At 43.8% G+C, this 18438-nt stretch carries 23 protein-coding genes; 21 read left to right on the top strand and 2 right to left on the bottom strand.

Translation table 11 applies throughout. The features are described from left to right. The first annotated feature begins 4 nt into the window (after positions 1–4). The 18 genes from SM121_RS01120 to folK all read left to right on the top strand — a co-directional run bounded on the left by SM121_RS01120 (position 5) and on the right by folK (position 13846). Positions 5–145, top strand: coding sequence for a hypothetical protein (locus tag SM121_RS01120; RefSeq protein ID WP_003004308.1), 141 nt, complete (start codon positions 5–7; stop codon positions 143–145). After that, positions 138–1448, top strand: a complete 1311-nt coding sequence (locus SM121_RS01115) for a glycosyltransferase family 2 protein (RefSeq protein WP_003004511.1) — start codon at positions 138–140, stop codon at positions 1446–1448. The genes SM121_RS01120 and SM121_RS01115 overlap by 8 nt, the downstream gene beginning before the upstream one ends. A gap of 8 nt (positions 1449–1456) precedes the next feature. After that, entirely contained in the window at positions 1457–2560 is a 1104-nt protein-coding gene (locus tag SM121_RS01110) for a glycosyl hydrolase family 8 (protein WP_320910983.1), read from the top strand. A gap of 221 nt (positions 2561–2781) precedes the next feature. Then, a complete protein-coding gene (locus tag SM121_RS01105; protein ID WP_037615753.1) occupies positions 2782–3171 on the top strand; it encodes a DUF1033 family protein in 390 nt (129 codons plus the stop codon). 87 nt (positions 3172–3258) lie between these two features. Next, positions 3259–4200 carry a competence type IV pilus ATPase ComGA gene (gene comGA / locus SM121_RS01100; RefSeq protein ID WP_155127112.1) on the top strand — a complete coding sequence of 314 codons (942 nt, stop codon included), beginning with the start codon at positions 3259–3261 and terminating at the stop codon, positions 4198–4200. Then, positions 4133–5164: a competence type IV pilus assembly protein ComGB gene (comGB, locus tag SM121_RS01095; protein ID WP_320911301.1), complete on the top strand. Its 1032-nt coding sequence runs from the start codon at positions 4133–4135 to the stop codon at positions 5162–5164. The genes comGA and comGB overlap by 68 nt, the downstream gene beginning before the upstream one ends. Continuing rightward, positions 5161–5478: a competence type IV pilus major pilin ComGC gene (comGC, locus tag SM121_RS01090; RefSeq protein ID WP_003013558.1), complete on the top strand. Its 318-nt coding sequence runs from the start codon at positions 5161–5163 to the stop codon at positions 5476–5478. The genes comGB and comGC overlap by 4 nt, the downstream gene beginning before the upstream one ends. Next, positions 5468–5872 carry a competence type IV pilus minor pilin ComGD gene (gene comGD / locus SM121_RS01085; RefSeq protein WP_003004513.1) on the top strand — a complete coding sequence of 135 codons (405 nt, stop codon included), beginning with the start codon at positions 5468–5470 and terminating at the stop codon, positions 5870–5872. Before comGC ends, comGD begins: the two co-directional genes overlap by 11 nt. Continuing rightward, positions 5838–6125 (top strand): competence type IV pilus minor pilin ComGE, encoded by a 288-nt coding sequence (comGE, locus tag SM121_RS01080; RefSeq protein WP_003004353.1) that lies wholly within the window; start codon positions 5838–5840, stop codon positions 6123–6125. The genes comGD and comGE overlap by 35 nt, the downstream gene beginning before the upstream one ends. Beyond that, positions 6115–6567, top strand: coding sequence for a competence type IV pilus minor pilin ComGF (gene comGF, locus SM121_RS01075; protein WP_151190960.1), 453 nt, complete (start codon positions 6115–6117; stop codon positions 6565–6567). The genes comGE and comGF overlap by 11 nt, the downstream gene beginning before the upstream one ends. After that, positions 6554–6991 carry a competence type IV pilus minor pilin ComGG gene (comGG, locus tag SM121_RS01070; RefSeq protein ID WP_320910982.1) on the top strand — a complete coding sequence of 146 codons (438 nt, stop codon included), beginning with the start codon at positions 6554–6556 and terminating at the stop codon, positions 6989–6991. The genes comGF and comGG overlap by 14 nt, the downstream gene beginning before the upstream one ends. A 30-nt stretch (positions 6992–7021) precedes the next feature. Then, entirely contained in the window at positions 7022–7975 is a 954-nt protein-coding gene (locus SM121_RS01065) for a class I SAM-dependent methyltransferase (RefSeq protein WP_155127115.1), read from the top strand. Positions 7976–8026: 51 nt separating this feature from the next. Further along, positions 8027–9220, top strand: coding sequence for an acetate kinase (locus SM121_RS01060; protein WP_003004202.1), 1194 nt, complete (start codon positions 8027–8029; stop codon positions 9218–9220). A gap of 72 nt (positions 9221–9292) precedes the next feature. Further along, a complete protein-coding gene (locus tag SM121_RS01055) occupies positions 9293–10024 on the top strand; it encodes a CPBP family intramembrane glutamic endopeptidase (RefSeq protein ID WP_320910981.1) in 732 nt (243 codons plus the stop codon). A gap of 162 nt (positions 10025–10186) precedes the next feature. Continuing rightward, complete coding sequence (gene folP / locus SM121_RS01050) at positions 10187–11137, top strand: dihydropteroate synthase (protein ID WP_320910980.1); 951 nt, start codon at positions 10187–10189, stop codon at positions 11135–11137. Beyond that, positions 11138–12448, top strand: a complete 1311-nt coding sequence (locus SM121_RS01045; protein ID WP_320910979.1) for a bifunctional folylpolyglutamate synthase/dihydrofolate synthase — start codon at positions 11138–11140, stop codon at positions 12446–12448. An 8-nt stretch (positions 12449–12456) separates the two neighbouring features. Then, positions 12457–13011, top strand: a complete 555-nt coding sequence (gene folE, locus SM121_RS01040; RefSeq protein WP_155127127.1) for a GTP cyclohydrolase I FolE — start codon at positions 12457–12459, stop codon at positions 13009–13011. Between the two features lie 25 nt (positions 13012–13036). Then, positions 13037–13846 carry a 2-amino-4-hydroxy-6-hydroxymethyldihydropteridine diphosphokinase gene (folK, locus tag SM121_RS01035; RefSeq protein WP_320910978.1) on the top strand — a complete coding sequence of 270 codons (810 nt, stop codon included), beginning with the start codon at positions 13037–13039 and terminating at the stop codon, positions 13844–13846. A 335-nt stretch (positions 13847–14181) separates the two neighbouring features. Here the strand turns inward: folK and SM121_RS01030 are convergent, their stop codons facing one another. Then, positions 14182–15666, bottom strand: coding sequence for a DUF1846 domain-containing protein (locus SM121_RS01030; protein ID WP_320910977.1), 1485 nt, complete (start codon positions 15664–15666; stop codon positions 14182–14184). A 244-nt stretch (positions 15667–15910) separates the two neighbouring features. Beyond that, positions 15911–16975, bottom strand: a complete 1065-nt coding sequence (gene pepA / locus SM121_RS01025; protein WP_070661102.1) for a glutamyl aminopeptidase — start codon at positions 16973–16975, stop codon at positions 15911–15913. A gap of 142 nt (positions 16976–17117) precedes the next feature. On the opposite strand from pepA, the gene SM121_RS01020 reads away from it, so the two are divergent. From SM121_RS01020 to ytpR, 3 genes are read left to right on the top strand one after another with little or no spacing between them, the layout of a single operon-like run. Then, positions 17118–17408 (top strand): DUF4651 domain-containing protein, encoded by a 291-nt coding sequence (locus SM121_RS01020; protein WP_003004245.1) that lies wholly within the window; start codon positions 17118–17120, stop codon positions 17406–17408. Then, positions 17405–17722: a thioredoxin family protein gene (locus SM121_RS01015; protein ID WP_320910976.1), complete on the top strand. Its 318-nt coding sequence runs from the start codon at positions 17405–17407 to the stop codon at positions 17720–17722. Before SM121_RS01020 ends, SM121_RS01015 begins: the two co-directional genes overlap by 4 nt. Before the next feature lie 9 nt (positions 17723–17731). Further along, positions 17732–18358: a YtpR family tRNA-binding protein gene (ytpR, locus tag SM121_RS01010; RefSeq protein ID WP_003013664.1), complete on the top strand. Its 627-nt coding sequence runs from the start codon at positions 17732–17734 to the stop codon at positions 18356–18358. The last annotated feature ends 80 nt before the right edge of the window (positions 18359–18438 follow it).

Genomic DNA, 18438 nt, shown 5'->3' with positions numbered 1-18438 from the left:
AGACATGTCTCTTACAAATATATTTTTTAATATAGCTGTAGGCATTAGTGTATTTTTTGCCTTGTGCTTTATTGTATTATTTGTAGCTTATACGGTGATTTACCGCCGTGTCAATAAAAACTTTAAGGCGGTGGACCATGATTAGTCAAATTGTGATGATTATTGCCTTGATTTCGATTTGGCTGTCCTTAGCATGGGGCCTAGTAATCCTCTTTTCAGCTGTTCATTTTTGGTTTAAACACAGTGATTTTCGTGTCAATACGGATCCGCTTCCTTATTATCCAAAAGTGACGATCGTCGTACCCGCCCATAATGAAGATGTGGTTATTGCACAAACCGCCAAAGCGATCCTTGATATGAACTACCCACATGATCGTGTAGAATTACTGCTCTTTGCGGATAATTGTTCCGATCGCACCTATGAAGAGTGTTTAGCGGTTAAAGCATTGCCAGAGTATGCAGGACGTGATTTGACCATTATCAATCGAAGTGGGACAGGTGGGAAAGCCGGTGTGCTAAATGACGCTTTGGCGATGGCGACTGGAGACTATATCTGCGTCTATGATGCAGATGCCATGCCTGAAAAGAATGCTCTTTATTTCCTTGTGAAAGAAGTGCTCAAAGATCCAGAACGTCATGTGGCTTCTTTCGGTCGCAATAAAACACGGAATGCCAATCAAAACTTCTTGACCCGCTGTATCAACCAAGAGATTGTTGTCACCCAACGGGTTCATCATGTGGGCATGTGGCATCTCTTCAAGATTGGACGGATTCCAGGAACCAATTTCATTATTCAAACTGAGTTTGTCAAGAGTATTGGAGGATGGAAAAATGGTGCCTTAACAGAAGATACCGATATTTCCTTCAAGATTATGCAAAGTGGGAAGTTGATTGCGCTAGCCTATAATTCAGAAGCCTTCCAACAAGAGCCGGAAACTCTGAAGAGTTATTATATGCAACGGAAACGTTGGGCCAAAGGGAATTATGAAGTGGTTCTTTCTAACTTCAAGCATTTATTTGGTAAGGGAAATTGGCGTGTGAAGTTAGAAGTGACTAACTATTCCTGTGTTTTCTTCTGGTTTAATGCAGCGATCATCTTATCTGATTTGATCTTTTTTGCCAATATTCTGGCCATGTGTATCCATACAGTGGTACCAGGTGTTCAGATTCCGTTTGCTTTTGATTCTGAAAATATCTATATTGCGCAGTTGATGCTCTTCAATTGGGTCTTGATGATTGGGCTTTATCTTCTTCAGATTAATGTGGCTCTTGCCTCACAATTTGGTCAAGCAACCACCAAGCAAATTTGGTTAGCCCTAGCTGCCTATTTCACCTATTCTCAACTGTTTATCATTGTGTCAATTGATGCCATCTCTTCGATTGTGATGGATAAACTATTGCACCGGAAAGAAACCAAATGGGTTAAAACAAAACGATTCGCAGGATAGGAGAAATTATGAATACGAAAAAGATGAGATATGTATGGTTTCTAGTCATCCTTTGCATTTTCTGTTTGACCTTGTTTTTAGCGAGAACGAGAAGTAAAGTGGAGATGCGAAATCGAATTTATCGTCAGTGGAATGAGCATTTTGTTGTTTCAAAAGGGAAAGAATCCTATGTTCGAACTACCAATGATCGCAATCAAACGGTGGTTTTATCCGAGGCACAAAGTTATGGAATGCTGATTACTGTCGCAGCTGCCGAAAAAGGACAAGCCCAACAAGCAGACTTTGACCGACTCTATCAATATTATCTAAATCATCGCTTAGAAGGCACCCAATTGATGTCTTGGAAACAAACTATTGCCAATGGGGAGGCGAGTGTTGAGGGGCATAACGCAACAGATGGGGATCTCTACATTGCCTATGCTCTTCTAAAAGCTGCTCGGCCATGGCCAAAGCAAGCTAAAGACTACCAAGCACAAGCAAAAGCGATTTTAGAAGATGTTCTCTCATACAATTACAATGAAGAAAACGGTGTATTAACGGTGGGAAATTGGGCCAATCAGGATTCGGAATTTTATCATTTGATGCGGACGTCTGATACATTGCCAGCACAATTCCAGATCTTTTATGAAGTGACAAAAGATTCGAAGTGGTTGGCTATCAAAGAAAAGATGTTGCAGCAACTCCAAACGATTAGCTCCCAAACAAAAACAGGTTTACTACCTGATTTCATCTGGGTAGATGAGCAAGGAACGCGTGTAGCGGATCCCAAGACGATTGAATCCAAGTATGATGGTGCCTATTCTTATAACGCTTGTCGTCTTCCATACAACCTTATTCAAAGCAAGGACGCAGACAGTCAAAAATTGGTGAAAAAGATGCTAAACTTTTTCAAGAGTCAAAGAAACCTGTATGCGGGTTATGATTTGAAAGGGAAGGCCCTGAATATTCATCAGGCAGCAAGCTTTTTGGCACCGATTGTCTATGCCTCTGAACAAGAAAAAGGCTATTTGAAATTGGTTCAACAGAACAAGTATATCTTTACACAAGATCTACCTCTGAACAACTATTACGATGCAACCATGACAACTATGATTGCACTTGAATTGTTCTAAATACTTGAGAAGAGAGAGTTCCCCAAGATGGCTCGCCATTTTGTTGGGAAGCTCTTTTTTTGATTCTCGAAAAAAGGACCCAAGAGAAATCAAGTAGTCTATTTTTGAAAAAAATAGCAAAAATCAATTGAAAATTACCTGAAAAATGATGCTCTGAGCAGAAAACTTTTATTCTCAAAGGATTTTCTATATAATAGAGGATACAAAGGATGGAAGAGTTAATGTATCGAGTAATTGAAATGTACGGGGACTGTGAACCCTGGTGGTTTTTAGAAGGTTGGGAAGAAGATATCGTGAGTAGTCGGAAGTTTGAAGACTATTACCAGGCTTTGAAATACTACAAGCAGAAATGGTTGGAGTTGAATGCACACTTTCCAAGTTATAAGAGTCGGAGTGATCTCATGACAATCTTTTGGGATACCAAAGAGCAAGAGTGGTGTGAGGACTGCAGTGATGATGTGCAGTTTTTCCACTCGCTTGTCCTCTTAGAAGACGAGCATAAGATCCCTAAAAGCAAGCTCCGTCCAGGTTATGAAAAGGAAAAAGGCAGTCGCAAACACCGTTCTTGTCAATATACAATCGATTCAAAAAAGGGGACGACCCTGTCATAAGAGAAATTCGGAAGATTTTTTAGAGCGATCTAGAAAGTCTTCTTTTTTTGTCTTCTTTTTCGAATAGTATAAGTGAGAGGAGGAACTATGGTTCAAGAAATTGCAAAAAAATTGATCCGCCTGGGGAAAAAGGAAGAAGCTCAGGATCTTTACTTCATTCCTCGGAAGGAGGAGTACCAGGTTTTTATGAGGGTGGGAGATGAGAGACGTTTTGTACAGTCCTTCCCTTTTGAGGACATGACAGCTATTATTAGCCACTTCAAATTTGCAGCAGGGATGAATGTAGGAGAAAAAAGGCGCAGCCAGCTAGGATCGTGTGATTACCCATTAGAGGATGGAGTGGTTTCGATTCGCTTGTCGACAGTGGGGGATTATCGTGGCTATGAAAGCTTGGTCATTCGGCTCTTGCATGATGAGGAACGTGAATTGCGGTTTTGGTTTGACCAGTTGCCGGACTTGCAGAAGAAATTGGCTGGTCGTGGGCTTTATCTTTTTGCGGGTCCCGTTGGCTCGGGAAAGACCACTCTCATGCATGCGTTGGCGCAAGAGCGCTTTGCGGACCAGCAAGTCATGTCCATTGAAGATCCTGTCGAGATCAAGCAAGAGAATATGCTTCAGCTCCAGCTGAATGACCAGATCGGCATGACCTATGACAACCTGATCAAACTCTCCTTGCGCCATCGGCCGGACCTTCTCATTATTGGAGAAATCCGAGATAAGGAAACAGCTCGTGCAGTCGTACGAGCTAGTTTGACAGGAGTCACCGTCTTCTCTACTATTCATGCCAAGAGCGTTCGAGGTGTTTATGAGAGGCTCTTAGAACTTGGAGTGAGCGAGGAAGAGCTCAAGACAGTTTTACAAGGTATTTGCTACCAACGATTAATTGCAGGAGGAGGTGTGGTCGATTTTGCGACGGAAAACTACCAAGAGCACTCAGCCAGCCGCTGGAACCAACAAATGGATCTCTTGGCTCAATCGGGATATATCCAGCTGGCTCAGGCGCAAGCCGAAAAAATTATCTACCGCTAAACAAAAGCAAATCATTGAATTGTTTTTGAATCTTTATTCGAGTGGTTTTCATCTGTCTGAGATCGTCGATTTTCTGGATCGCTCTCACCTAGTGGAGAGTCGTTTGGTTTCCCAGATGCGAGAGGACCTTTCTCGGGGGCGGAGTTTTTCAGAGATGATGGCGGGGATCGGTTTTTCAGATGCAGTGACGACACAGCTGTCTCTCGCTGAGCTCCATGGCAATCTTTCATTGAGCTTGGAGAAAATCAGTGCTTACTTAGAAAACATGCGCAAGGTCAAGAAAAAGCTGATTGAGGTGAGCACCTATCCTCTCATCTTGCTTGGATTTTTAGTTCTGATTATGCTAGGCTTGCGTAATTATTTGCTCCCCCAAATGGATGCTCAAAATATTGGGACGCAATTGATCAGTTCCTTCCCCCAACTCTTTTTGGCCTTAGGAGCGGGACTGGTGACCTTCTTCTTACTCGGCTTTCTCTATTATCGAAAGTCAGGCAAGATCAACGTTTTTAGAACCTTGTCTCATCTGCCTTTCGGAAAAGGCATGATTCAAGCTTATTTGACAGCCTATTATGCTAGAGAATGGGGCAATCTGATTGGGCAAGGATTGGAGTTGTCTCAGATTTTTTCCATGATGCAGGACCAAAAATCCCAGCTTTTTCAAGAAATTGGAAGGGACTTAGCTCTTTCTTTAGACCGTGGCCAGTCTTTTTCAGAGACGGTCGGGGGGTATCCTTTTTTCAAAGAAGAATTGCCCCTTATGATTGAATATGGTGAAGTCAAATCAAAGCTCGGAAATGAACTAGAGATCTACGCTGAAAAAACATGGGAAGATTTCTTTCGTCGGGTTCACAAGGCCATGAATGTGATACAACCCTTGGTGTTTATCTTTGTGGCTCTTGTGATTGTGTTACTCTATGCAGCCATGTTGCTGCCGATTTATCAAAATATGGAGGTTCATTTATGAAAAAAATAAAAACCTATAAGGTTAAAGCTTTTACACTTATTGAAATGTTGGTGGTCTTATTGATCATCAGTGTGCTCTTATTGCTCTTTGTGCCGAATTTGACCAAGCAAAAAGACTCCGTGAAAGAGACAGGAAATGCAGCGGTTGTGAAGGTGGTCGAAAGCCAGGCTGAATTGTATGAGCTCAATCATACCAATGACCAAGCCACTCTAGCAAAACTGATTGCGGATGGAAATATTACCAACAAACAAGCTGAATCCTACCGTGCCTATTATGCGAAAAATAGTGGAGAAACTCGTGCGGTTGCAGATTAAGGCCTTCACTTTGGTGGAGACCCTTCTGACCTTGATGATCGTCAGTTTTATCTATCTGGGCTTATCGGGATCGATCAAGACGAGCTTTCAGCAGGTGGAAGAAAAAGTATTTTTTGCAGAGTTTGAACATCTCTATCAAGAAAGCCAAAAGATAGCATTGGCAAGGCAAACGGAATTGGATGTTGAAGTGACTGCAAGGAAGATTCAAACGCCCTACCAGACGGTGGAGATTCCTGATTCTGTCATTTTGCAAGATCCTAAAACTATTCGATTGGACCGAGCAGGTGGCAATTCTTCGCTAGCCAATGTTCACTTTCAGACACAGAGAGGAGTGGTGACTTATCAGCTTTCACTTGGAAATGGGAAAATTAAAAAAAGCATCCGTTCCCGCTAGTATTCTCATAGAATCCTTAGTAGCCTTGGGTTTATTTGCCATGATTACGACCTTATTGTTAGGGGAGATCCGCCGTTCGCGCAAGGAGCGACTAGCGGATTTCAAAGAGGTAGAAGTCTTGTCGGTCGCTCAAATGGCGCTTCAGACAGGGCAAAATCATCTGGAGGCCAATGGTATTCAAGTTCAAGTCGAAAAAGATGCCGATCAACTTACGGTCTATCATCAAGGAAAGGTGGTGCTGCATGTGGAATAAAGGAAAGGTAAAGGCCTTTACCCTGCTCGAAGCCTTGGTCGCTCTCTTGGTGCTCAGTGGGGGAGTGTTGGTCTTTCAAGGCTTAACCAAGCTCCTGCATGCTGAATTGGACTACCAGGCGCATCAAAAGCAAGAAGAATGGATACTTTTTCAGCAACAATTGCAGGTGGAATTGGACCGGAGTCATTTTGAAAAAGTAGCGGACAATCATATCTACTTGGTTCAGGATCAAAAACCAATTGCTATTGGCCAATCTAAAGGAGATGATATCCGAAAAACAGATGATAAGGGCAGGGGCTATCAGCCTATGATTTCAGGTGTTCACTCTAGTCAGATTTGGCAGGAGGGAGAGTTGCTTCATCTGCGTTTGAATTTTGAAGAAGGTCTAGAAAGGGAGTATGTCTACCATGTGGTACCAGCGATACAAAATGAAAAAAGTTAAGGCTGGTGTCTTGCTCTACGCCCTCTTGATGGCAGTAATTTTCAGTCTCTTGCTTCAGTTTTACCTGCACCGTCAGGTCGCGGAAAAACGGATCTTAAAGACGAGTCAAGATCGTCTTCGAGCCTACGCTTTGGTACAACTGGCTCTTGAAAAAGGAAAAAGTGACGAGAAGGCATCAGAGATTCATTTAAAGTCTGGAGTTGTTCAGCTAAAGAAGGACAACGATTTTCTTCATGCCCAAGCTGAGATGAATGGCGAAAGCTATGAGTTTGTGCTTCCTGTAAGGGAAGAAAAAGAAAGCAAGAAGAGTCAAAAAGAAAAGAAGAAGAAACAGAAAGATAAGGAGAAGGCAGGGACCGAAACGCCTTCTGAAGAGACGCCAAACGAGGCCAAGGACCCATCAGAAAATAGCGAAAAAGACTAATTTTTGGTATGATAGGGTGCGGAGGAAATCATGAATTTCGAAAAAATTGAACAAGCTTATACCTATCTATTAGAAAACACTCAAAGTATTCAAAATGAATTGTCGACCAACTTTTATGACGCCTTGATTGAACAAAATGTCATGTATTTGGATGGCAAGACGGATCTAGACCTTGTTAAAAACAATAGCAAAAAATTAAAAGAACTAGGTTTAAGTAAGGAAGAATGGCGCAGAGCCTACCAATTCCTTTTTATGAAAGCTGCTCAGACAGAACCTTTACAAGCGAATCACCAGTTCACACCAGATGCGATTGGTTTTATCATTACATTTTTGATCGATCAGTTGGCTAAAAGCGACCATTTGGATGTCTTAGAAGTGGGAAGTGGAACCGGAAATCTCGCTGAGACCATTGTCAACAATAGCCGCCTCACGATTGATTACTTAGGATTGGAAGTGGATGATCTTTTGATTGACCTATCTGCTAGTATCGCAGATGTGATGGAATCCAGTGTTGTCTTTGCACAAGGCGACGCGGTGCGTCCACAAGTGTTGAAAGAAAGTGACTTGATCGTTAGCGACTTACCGATTGGCTATTATCCAGATGATGCGATTGCACAGCGCTATCAGGTAGCGAGCTCCGAAGGCCATACCTATGCCCATCACCTTATGATGGAACAGGCTCTGAAATATCTGAAACCTCAAGGAGTTGCCATCTTTTTAGCTCCAAATAACCTCTTGACGAGCCCTCAGAGTGACCTTTTAAAAGCTTGGCTAACAGACAAAGCTCAACTCCTTGCCATGCTGACCTTGCCAGAATCTCTTTTTTTAAATCCAGCCTATGCTAAGACGATTTTCGTCCTACGAAAACAAGAAGAAGAGTCTGTTCAGCCCTTTGTCTATCCGTTTACCGATCTCCAGGATCAAGACCAGGTGGTTCACTTTATGGAAAGTTTCCAAAACTGGTTAAAGGATAGTGAAATTTGATCAAAGATCTGATATAATAGAGGAAGTGAAAACGCTTAATGAGGTGAATATATGTCGAAAACAATTTCTATTAATGCAGGAAGCTCTAGTTTGAAATGGCAATTGTACCAAATGCCAGAGGAAACTGTTCTTGCAAAAGGGTTGATTGAACGGATCGGTTTGAAAGATTCTATTTCAACTGTTAAATTTGATGGACGCTCTGAAAAACAAGTATTAGATATCCAGGACCATACACAAGCTGTAAAAATTTTGTTGGATGATTTGATTCGTTTTGATATTATCAAATCCTACGATGAGATTACAGGTGTGGGCCACCGCGTCGTTGCTGGTGGAGAATACTTCAAGGATTCTGCCTTGGTAGATGACGAAGTCCTTCGAAAAGTAGAAGAATTGTCTTTATTAGCACCTCTTCATAATCCTGCAAATGCAGCTGGAATTCGTGCCTTTAGAGAGATTTGTCCAAATATTACCAGTGTTGTGGTATTTGATACTTCTTTCCATACAACCATGCCGGAAAAAGCTTATCGTTACCCTCTTCCAACCAAATATTACACAGAAAATAAGGTCCGTAAGTACGGTGCTCATGGGACCAGTCATCAGTATGTGGCTGGAGAAGCAGCTAAACTTCTCGGAAAACCATTAGAAGAATTGAAATTGATCACCTGTCACGTTGGAAATGGTGTATCTGTTACAGCGGTTGACAAGGGAATCTCTGTCGATACTTCAATGGGTTTCACCCCTCTAGGTGGAGTCATGATGGGAACCCGTACAGGGGATCTCGATCCAGCGATTATTCCTTACTTGATGGAACATACAGAGGATTTCAGTAAGCCTGAAGATATCAGCCGCATCCTCAATCGTGAATCAGGTCTTCTGGGTGTTTCTGAATCTTCTAGCGACATGCGGGATATTCATACAGCGATGCAGAATGGAGACGAAAAAGCTAAATTGGCTTACGATATCTTTATCGATCGTTTGCAAAAATACATCGGTCAATACTTGGCTGTCTTGAACGGTGCAGATGCCATCATCTTTACAGCAGGAATCGGTGAAAATGCAGTAAACGTTCGTTCTTCTATTATCAATGGGATCAGCTGGTTTGGCTGCAAGGTCGACCCTGAAAAGAACGTCTTTGGAGTTGTTGGAGATATTTCCACAGATGATTCCCGTGTGAAGGTATTGGTGATTCCAACTGATGAAGAGTTGGTGATTGCGCGTGACGTTGAACGTTTCAAAAATCAGTAAACTGAAATAAAGTGAGAAGGCTGGAGGCGAAAGCCCCAGCCTTCTTATTTTATACAAGAAAGAGGTTGTCCATTGAAAAATATACAGTCTTTTGTTCGAGAGCACCCATTATGTAAGAATGCCCTCTGGCTCCTGCTTTTTGTGCCCTTATTCTTTCTCTCACAATTTCCCCTCATCACCATGGTTTATTCCCTTCAAGAAGGAATGGATGCAAGGTGGGTCACCATCCTCACTCTCTTGGTGACAGTGGCGGTGCTCTTTGTTTTTTATAGGGTCATTAAGATGAGCCCTCTGGAGAACTTGGATGTTCGGGTCATAACCTGGCCGGCTCTGGGGAGAAATTTTCTTTTTCTTCTCTTGTTGATGGCTAATAACCTGCTCGCCTATCCCTTGTTGAAACAAGAGGCAGGTGGTACGACGGCAAACCAAGCGGCTCTGAATGAACTACAATCTCATGCTCCTTTTCTTGCTATGGGCATGGTCGTGATCCTTGTCGCTCCGATTCTAGAAGAGCTGCTCTGTCGGGCCATCATCCCTCGTTTGATCTTTCGAGGGGCAGAACCGATCGGTTACCTAGCCGGTGCTCTCTTTTTTACTTACTTGCATGGTCCGAGTACCCTGGGGGAATGGGTAGCTTACGGAGGCATGTCCTTGATCTTAACTTGGGTGGCTTATCGCTACAAGCGGATCGAGTATAGCATCTGTCTCCATATGACTTTGAATGCGCTAGCTTATTATTATCCGGCTGTACTCCTCCTTTGTTTATTGCCGGTATCGAGAGTTTTCTTCCATGATAAATTATGATAAAATGGTAGGTACCAATGAGTTTTGATGCAGAATCTTCGTACAGAAGGTCAGAAAAAATAAGCAATCCGTATGGAGAATGAACTCAGAGGTTTAGAACATTTGTTCTAGCCTCTTTTGTTCGCAATCATGCTGTAGGAAGGGAATCAAAGGAGGACGAAAATGATTGATAATAAATGGCTGAGTGGCCAAGGGACCCTTCTTTGTGGGATCTTAAATGTCACTCCGGATTCATTTTCTGATGGCGGTAAGTATACGAGTGTGGATGCAGCCTTGCAGCAGGCGAGAAAACTGATCCAAGAAGGGGCTCAGATCCTAGATATTGGAGGAGAATCAACCCGACCAGGTAGTCATTATGTAGAGATCCAAGAAGAGATTGACCGTGTGGTTCCGGTGATCGAAGCCATTCGGAAAGAAAGTGATGTCTTGATTTCAGTGGATACCTGGAAGTCCCAGGTGGTGGCGGCAGCGCTGGAAGCTGGAGCCGATATTGTCAATGATATTACTGGTTTTCTTGGAGATTCTAAGATGGCTACTGTGGTTGCGGAGCATGAAGCCAGCGCAGTTCTCATGTTTAATCCAGTGATGGCAAGACCGCATCATCCAAGTTCCACTATCTTTCCACGTTTTGGTTTCGAACCAGTCTTTTCAGAGCAAGAACTTCAACAGATGGCTCAAGAGCCGATTCAAGACGTGATGTGGACCTTCTTTGACCGCTCGCTTGCGGTCGCAAAAGAAGCCGGTGTCCAGACGGAACGGATCATGCTAGACCCTGGGATCGGCTTTGGTTTGACCAAGCGCGAGAACTTACTCTTATTACAAGAACTTGGGACGATTCACCAAAAGGGGTATCCGATCTTTCTAGGGGTCTCCCGCAAACGCTTTGTGGTCAATATTATTGAGGAAGCTGGATTTGAGACAGATCCTGCAACGGAGACTGGTTTTTGGAATCGGGACCTGGCTTCGAGCCATTTGACGAGTATTGCGGCCAGTCAAGGAGTCGAAGTAGTGCGGGTGCATGATATTCCTCTTCACAAGATGGCAGCCAGTCTGGGGCAAGCCATTTTCCAAGCCCAAGAGGCAGCAGATACCAATTTAAAACAATACAAGTAAATGAAGACAAAAGAACATCAGTTGGATCTTCGTTGGCTAGAAGCCTATCGTTCCCAAGATCCACATTTCGGCTTGGAGCGCATGGAAGCTCTCTTGGCTTTGAGAGGAAATCCTCACCTAGACTGTCGGGTCATTCATATTGCGGGGACCAATGGCAAAGGCTCTACCATTGCTACCTTGTCCCAACTCTTGAGGCAGTCAGGTTTACGCGTTGGAGTCTTTACCTCTCCTTATCTGATCCATTACAATGACCAGATCACCATTAATGGCGAAGCCATCTCCGATCAAGACCTGCAAACCTATCTGGATAGCTACCAACAGCTCTTGGAAGCTGAAGAATCAAGAGACATCTTTCAAGGTTTGACGGAATTTGAAGTGATGACGGCGATCGCCTATGATTATTTTGCTCATGAGGAGCTGGATTATGTGATTATGGAAGTCGGTATGGGGGGACGACTAGACAGTACTAACGTCTGCCAGCCCGTTCTGACTGCGATCACATCGATCGGCTTGGATCATGTTGCTCTTCTTGGGCCAGATCTGGCTTCCATTGCCCGTGAAAAGGCAGGTATCATTAAGCCAGGAATTCCTCTGGTTCTAGGGAAATTAGAAGCAGAAGCTAGCCAAGTCATTGAAGGCATTGCGATTCAAGAGCAGGCACCGATAACAGCCTATGACAGAGATTACCAAGTTGAGCTAGAGGCCTCTTGTTTATCAGGCCAATCCTTTTCTTATCACAGTTCCAAAAGAGAAACAGCTTCTTATCAAGTAGCGCTCTTAGGTCATCACCAGGCCAGAAATGCAGCTCTTGCTATCAGTATTTGTGATGTACTTTTTGAAAGAGAAGGGCGTGAAGTCTTGTCAAAAGAGTTGGTAGATAAGGCTTTGCGTCAGGTTGTCTGGCCTGGTCGGATGGAAGTGATCTCTCAAAAACCCATGCTCTTGCTGGACGGGGCCCATAACCCCCATGCCGTTGCGCCTTTGATCGCAAGTCTTCGAGAACTGTTCCCAAGTCAAAAAAAGACCATTCTTTTTACTTGCATCCGGACCAAAGCCTTAGAAGAGATGCTCATTCAGTGGCAGGAACTGGAAAATAGTCGCTTGATCCTCACGACCTTTGAAGATCCAAGAGCCTATTCTCAAGAAGAGATGATAGCTGCTGCAAACCACCACCAGCTTGAGGAAGTGGACTGGCGAGAATTTCTACAAAACTGGCAAGCTGGAGATGATGAGCTCCTCATTGTAACGGGATCGCTCTATTTCCTTAGCCAGGTACGACCTTATTTATTAAAAACAGAAAAATCCAACTAGGAGATGATATGGATACAAAGAAAATTGAAGAAGCAGTAAAAATGATCATCGAGGCAGTCGGTGAAGATGAGAACCGTGAAGGGCTTCAAGAAACCCCGTCCCGCATTGCAAAGATGTACCAAGAAATCTTTTCAGGACTAGGACAGACGGCAGAAGAGCACCTGTCTAAATCATTTGAAATCATTGATAACAATATGGTGGTTGAGAAGGATATTTTCTTCCATTCCATGTGTGAGCATCACTTTTTGCCGTTTTATGGAAAAGTGCACATTGCCTACATTCCAAATGGCCGTGTTGCTGGGCTTTCAAAACTGGCTCGTACGGTCGAAGTTTATGCTAAAAAACCACAGATTCAGGAACGATTGACGGTAGAAATCGCAGATGCCTTGATGGAATATCTTGGAGCGCAAGGTGCCCTTGTCTGTGTAGAAGCAGAGCATATGTGTATGAACATGCGGGGTGTCCGTAAACCTGGGACTGCAACAGTGACAACTGCTGCACGTGGACTGCTTGCGACAGATAAAGACTTGAAAAATGAAGCCTATAAACTCATGGGCCACTAATGGCCGGCTATAAGAGGTGAAGAGAGTGGATCAATTACGGATCAAGGACTTAGAGGTATACGCCTATCATGGTGTTTTTCCAGCAGAAAAAGAATTAGGACAACGCTTTGTCCTAGACCTATGGGTAGATTATGAGATGACCCGTGCTGCCCGCACAGGAGATTTGGATGCTTCGATCCATTACGGGATCTTGGCGGAACAGTTGACCGAGTGGATGCAGGCAGAAAAGATCGATCTGATTGAAACGGTTGCCTTTCAATTGGTGCAAAAGATTTTCGAAAGTTATGCCTTTGTAGAAAAAGTTCGTCTGGAGTTGAAAAAACCTTGGGCTCCTGTTCCCTTGCCACTCGAGACTTGTTCGGTGACAATCGAGCGAGAGAAAAAACGAGCCTTTATTGGCCTTGGTACCAATATGGGAGATAAACAACTGCAGCTAGAGACGGCGCTAGAAAAAATCAAGGATCGAGGCATTCACCTTCTTCAAACGTCCACAAGGATTGAAACGGAACCTTGGGGAGGAGTGGAGCAGGATACCTTTTTGAATCAAGTGGCAGAGGTTGAAACCTGGATGACCCCAGAGGATTTACTAGAAACCTTACTTGCCATTGAGCAAGAAATGGGGCGTGTTCGTGAGGTCAAGTGGGGGCCACGTGTGATCGATCTAGATCTGCTCTATATGGATGACACCATTTGTTACAGTCCGAGCTTGATCTTGCCGCATCCTTATGTGGCAGAACGTGCCTTTGTCCTAGAATCTTTGAATGAAATTGCTCCTCATTTTGTGGACCCTGTTCAAAGAAAGCCCATTCGCCAATTATGGGAGGCTGTCAAATAGTTTCTCTTCTTTGCATTATAAAAAAACAATCCCTCGAGCAGGGATTGTTGAGAGCGTAGATAAACGAATCTTTAATAGAATCTAATCAATTCTTTAAAAATTATACTCGTTATAGTTATTCAGTCATCTAATGAAACTTTCCGCCGTGAGAAAAGTGCCTGAAACAATACCGTTTCAGGCACTCGGAATTATTGAGACCTTAGGCTCAATAATTAGTCATGGAACTTCGTAGAAGTTCGCTGACGTCCGTACTCACCTAAGGAAAGTTTTTTAAGAAGACTTTGTCTTCAATCTGAACAATTCCTAAAACAGGGATTGTTTTTGTTTGTCTTAGTTTATTTACGATACAAACGATCGTACTGGTAGACAGGGTCCATGGTGACGTTGATACCGAGCTTGCGAAGGACATTCTTGTCTTCGTCTGTTAGCATCACGGTTGAGTGGGCTTCACTGCCTTTCAACTTGCCTAATTCTTGCATAGCAAGCTTAGCGTCTTCATTGGTCATGGCTGTAATAGCAAGGGCAATGAGGATCTCGTTTGAGTGAAGACGAGGGTTGCGGCTACCCAAATGATTGATCTTCAAGCCTTGGATAGGTTGGACGTATTCTGGCTCGATTAATTTGGTTTCTTTATCAATATGCGCCAATTTCTTGATCGCATTGATCAAGAGGGCTGCGGTTGGGCCAAAGAGATCGGAGGTTTTTCCGGTTACCATCTCGCCGTTTGGCAATTCAAGTGCCAAGGCTGGCTCTCCTGTTTCTTCTTCTTTCTGACGAGCAAGAACGGTCACTTTCCGATTATTTGGAGTAATGCTCAAATCATTCATCAAGAGCTCAATCTTCTTGACAGCTCCTTCACCGACGCGTTCAGCTTTGACATCCAAGATAGTTTGGTAATAGCGACGGATGATTTCTTGTTGGGAAGCTTCAATCGCAGCGTCATTGTCCACAATGGCAAAACCGACCATATTGACGCCCATGTCTGTTGGAGAAGCATAAGGTGAGGTTCCTAGGATGCGTTCCAACATGCGCTTCAAGACAGGGAAGATTTCAATATCGCGGTTGTAGTTGACCGTTGTTTCCCCGTAGGTTTGGAGGTGGAAGGGATCGATCATATTGACATCGTCTAGATCGGCAGTCGCTGCTTCATAAGCCAAGTTGACTGGGTGGTGCAAAGGAAGATTCCAAACTGGGAAGGTTTCAAACTTAGCATAACCAGATTTGATTCCATTTAATTGGTCATGGTACATATTGGACATACAAGTTGCGAGCTTACCAGAACCAGGTCCAGGAGCCGTCACAACGACCAAATTGCGACTAGTTTTGATGTAGTCATTTTTCCCCATCCCTTCAGGAGAGATGATATGGTCCATATCGGTCGGATAGCCCTTGATCGGATAGTGGAGATAAGAGGCGATCCCGCTCTTATCCAGTTGCTTGCGAAAGGCGTCTGCTGCAGCTTGTCCAGCATATTGGGTGATCACGACAGAGCCCACAAAGATCCCTAATTCATTGAATTTGTCGATCAAACGTAGCACTTCTTGGTCATAAGAAATTCCTAGGTCTCCACGGGCTTTTGAGTGTTCAATGTTGTTGGCGTTGATGGCAATGACAATTTCCACCTGGTCGCGCAATTCTTGGAGCAGCTTGATCTTATTGTCTGGTTCGTATCCAGGGAGGACACGAGCAGCGTGGAAGTCCTCTAACATCTTACCACCAAATTCAAGGTAGAGCTTGCCATCGAATTGATTGATCCGCTCAATAATGTGGTCACGTTGCAAGTTCAAATACTTTTCAGAACTAAAAGCTTGTTTTTTCATGTAAAACTCCTGTATATAAGGGAAGGGCCTGCTACACGGAACCAAGGATGAGTGTTCAGTTCCTTACCATTTCATTCTTTCATATTATATCAGAAAACAGATGGAAGATAAAATATTCTAAGATACTTTCCATAGGGGAGTGTGGATGCCAAAGGGCTTAATGGTGACTCATGCTGGAAAGTTTCAAAGAGAACCTTGTTTTCCCTCTAAAAAAGCCCCTTACGGGGCTTCAGATCGATGTTGCTTAATAGTGTTTGATCAAATCAACTGTAGAGCGATCCAATTTCTTAACCAATGCTTGTAAGAAGGCTTGCGCTTGCAAGAAATCATCCATGGCATAGAGGGTTTGGTGAGAGTGAATGTAACGGGCACAGACACCGATGGTGGTAGATGGCACTCCACCATTCTTCAAGTGTGCGGCACCAGCGTCGGTTCCACCCTTACCACAGTAATATTGGAATTTGATGCCCGCTTCTTCAGCAGTAGTGAGCAAGAAATCTTTCATATTTGGTAGCATGATGTGACCTGGATCGTAGAAGCGAAGCAGTGTTCCTTCCCCAATCGCACCTTGGTCTCCAAAGACATCGGCCGCTGGCGAACAGTCTACAGCAAGGAAGATTTCAGGATCAAATTTAGTGGTTGAAGTGTGAGCTCCACGAAGTCCCACTTCTTCTTGAACGTTGGCCCCTACATAGAGTTCGTTGTTTAAGGCTTGTCCAGAGAGGTTCTTGGCCAATTCGCTGACCATCAAGACGCCATAGCGGTTATCCCATGCTTTTGAGATGACGTTTTTACCATTAGCAGTGAGAATCGCAGAGCTATCTGGGACCAAGGTATCTCCAGGACGAACCCCATAGCTTTCAGCTTCGGCTTTAGAGCTAAAGCCTGCATCAAAGACGATGTCGCTAATGGCAGGTACGGTTGGTCCACCTGTTCCACGTGTCAAATGAGGAGGAACAGATCCTGAAATAGCAGGGTATTCACGTCCGTCGCGTGTAAAGAGTTTGAAGCGTTGGCTGCTAACGACCATCGGATTCCAACCTCCGATTGGGACAACACGGAAAGTTCCGTCAGCTTTGATTTCGCTGATCATAAAACCAACTTCGTCCATGTGGGCAGCTACTAAGATACGAGGAGCATCGGCAGCTGTTGAATGTTTGACCCCAAAGATCCCACCGAGACCATCTGTCACGATTTCGTCAACATGAGGGGTCAATTGTTGGCGCAAATAATCCCGTACAGGAGCTTCATGACCTGAGATAGCAGGGATTTCAGTTACTTCTTTGATTTTAGAAAATAAATCAGTCATAGGTTACCTTCTTTCTGATGCTATTTTATCACTTTTTCTACAAGGATGGTAGCGTTATTATGGAAATCAGTCTCTAAAATCGGAGGGAGAGATCCAGCTTAGACCGTTGTCCCTCTGCTTATTTTGTGTTACAATAGGCACTATGAAAGCTAAAAAAATTATTTTGTCTAGTCTGGCTGTAGCAAGTGCAGGAGCTCTTGCGGCCGGTGTTTATAAAATCGCCAAAGATCAAAAGCGTCTCCGTACCCAAGAAGAGTTGGTAGCAGAAGTACGGGAGCAAATGGAAGCCATGGGGACGATTGCGACCCTGTACGTGGAACTCTACGAGTCTAGTGAAGAGCGCTTAGTAGGTGGTGTCATTTTTGAAGATGAGCGCCATTACCGCTTTGTCTACGAGGACGGTCTCTTGCATTACGAAGAGGAAAAACTATGATTATACCGAGTTCTATAGAAGAAATTGCTTCATATGTAGAGCAAGATGGCAAGAAAGTGTTTGTCTTTTCAGCAGATTGGTGTGGGGATTGTCGTTACCTCAAGCCTTTTTTGCCGGAGATTGAGACTGAAAATCCTGAATTTACCTTTATCTTGCTTGACCGAGATGCCTATATGGATCTGGCGAAAGTCTGGGATGTTTATGGGATCCCTAGTTTGGTGGTTCTGGAAAAGGATAAGGAAATCGGTCGGTTTGTCAATCGAGATCGGAAAACCAAAGCGCAGATTACAGCATTCTTAGCAGGATTAAAATAGGAGAAAATCATGATTGTAACATACAACAAAGAACAAGTCGGCGATGTCTTGATGCTGACCTTGAAAAATAGTGGAGATGCAAAGCTCGCGGTGGAGAGAAAAGGGAAAGTGGCACGCGTTTACCGTGAGGACAAGCAAGAAACCGTTGCCTGGAATATCTTTGATGCCTCATCTTTCTTCGCCATCGAAGGCAAGGGACAAGTCTTTTTGACAGATGAGCAAGTGGATCGTTTGAACCAAGAATTGGAAAAAGAAGGCTTCGCAGAACGTTTGGTCAATGATCGGGAACCAAAATTTGTGGTGGGAGAAATCCTTGAAATGGTAGCCCATCCAGATAGTGACCACTTGAATATCTGCCAAGTAGCAGTTGGACCAGATAAGACGGTTCAGATCGTAGCAGGAGCTCCAAATGCGCGTGTTGGCCTCAAGACCATTGTCGCTCTTCCAGGTGCTATGATGCCGGATGGTAGCTTGATTTTCCCAGGGGCTCTTCGTGGAGAAAAAAGCTATGGCATGATGTGCAGCCCGCGTGAATTGCACTTACCAAATGCTCCTCAAAAACGAGGCATTATTGAATTGGATGACGCAGAAGTAGCAGGGACACCTTTTGATCCTGCTCGTCACTGGCACGAATAAAGAGAAGAATCTAGGATGTTTTGGATCCTAGATTTTTTTGATTTTGGTTTGTCACCTCCATTTTTTGAAATTTTTTCGAA

The organism is Streptococcus sp. S1, from assembly GCF_034137685.1.
GTDB classification, from domain to species: Bacteria; Bacillota; Bacilli; order Lactobacillales; family Streptococcaceae; genus Streptococcus; species Streptococcus dentalis.
This window is presented reverse-complemented; position numbering and strand designations above follow the sequence as displayed.

Excerpts from the sequence above, each read along its gene's own strand:
- SM121_RS01120 (WP_003004308.1), top strand. The coding sequence starts at position 5 with ATGTCTCTTACAAATATATTTTTTAATATAGCTGTAGGCATTAGTGTA.
- SM121_RS01115 (WP_003004511.1), top strand. The coding sequence starts at position 138 with ATGATTAGTCAAATTGTGATGATTATTGCCTTGATTTCGATTTGGCTG.
- SM121_RS01110 (WP_320910983.1), top strand. The coding sequence starts at position 1,457 with ATGAATACGAAAAAGATGAGATATGTATGGTTTCTAGTCATCCTTTGC.
- SM121_RS01105 (WP_037615753.1), top strand. The coding sequence starts at position 2,782 with ATGTATCGAGTAATTGAAATGTACGGGGACTGTGAACCCTGGTGGTTT.
- comGA (WP_155127112.1), top strand. The coding sequence starts at position 3,259 with ATGGTTCAAGAAATTGCAAAAAAATTGATCCGCCTGGGGAAAAAGGAA.
- comGC (WP_003013558.1), top strand. The coding sequence starts at position 5,161 with ATGAAAAAAATAAAAACCTATAAGGTTAAAGCTTTTACACTTATTGAA.
- comGE (WP_003004353.1), top strand. The coding sequence starts at position 5,838 with ATGGGAAAATTAAAAAAAGCATCCGTTCCCGCTAGTATTCTCATAGAA.
- comGF (WP_151190960.1), top strand. The coding sequence starts at position 6,115 with ATGTGGAATAAAGGAAAGGTAAAGGCCTTTACCCTGCTCGAAGCCTTG.
- comGG (WP_320910982.1), top strand. The coding sequence starts at position 6,554 with ATGAAAAAAGTTAAGGCTGGTGTCTTGCTCTACGCCCTCTTGATGGCA.
- SM121_RS01065 (WP_155127115.1), top strand. The coding sequence starts at position 7,022 with ATGAATTTCGAAAAAATTGAACAAGCTTATACCTATCTATTAGAAAAC.
- SM121_RS01060 (WP_003004202.1), top strand. The coding sequence starts at position 8,027 with ATGTCGAAAACAATTTCTATTAATGCAGGAAGCTCTAGTTTGAAATGG.
- folP (WP_320910980.1), top strand. The coding sequence starts at position 10,187 with ATGATTGATAATAAATGGCTGAGTGGCCAAGGGACCCTTCTTTGTGGG.
- SM121_RS01045 (WP_320910979.1), top strand. The coding sequence starts at position 11,138 with ATGAAGACAAAAGAACATCAGTTGGATCTTCGTTGGCTAGAAGCCTAT.
- folE (WP_155127127.1), top strand. The coding sequence starts at position 12,457 with ATGGATACAAAGAAAATTGAAGAAGCAGTAAAAATGATCATCGAGGCA.
- SM121_RS01030 (WP_320910977.1), bottom strand. The coding sequence starts at position 15,666 with ATGAAAAAACAAGCTTTTAGTTCTGAAAAGTATTTGAACTTGCAACGT.
- pepA (WP_070661102.1), bottom strand. The coding sequence starts at position 16,975 with ATGACTGATTTATTTTCTAAAATCAAAGAAGTAACTGAAATCCCTGCT.
- SM121_RS01020 (WP_003004245.1), top strand. The coding sequence starts at position 17,118 with ATGAAAGCTAAAAAAATTATTTTGTCTAGTCTGGCTGTAGCAAGTGCA.
- SM121_RS01015 (WP_320910976.1), top strand. The coding sequence starts at position 17,405 with ATGATTATACCGAGTTCTATAGAAGAAATTGCTTCATATGTAGAGCAA.
- ytpR (WP_003013664.1), top strand. The coding sequence starts at position 17,732 with ATGATTGTAACATACAACAAAGAACAAGTCGGCGATGTCTTGATGCTG.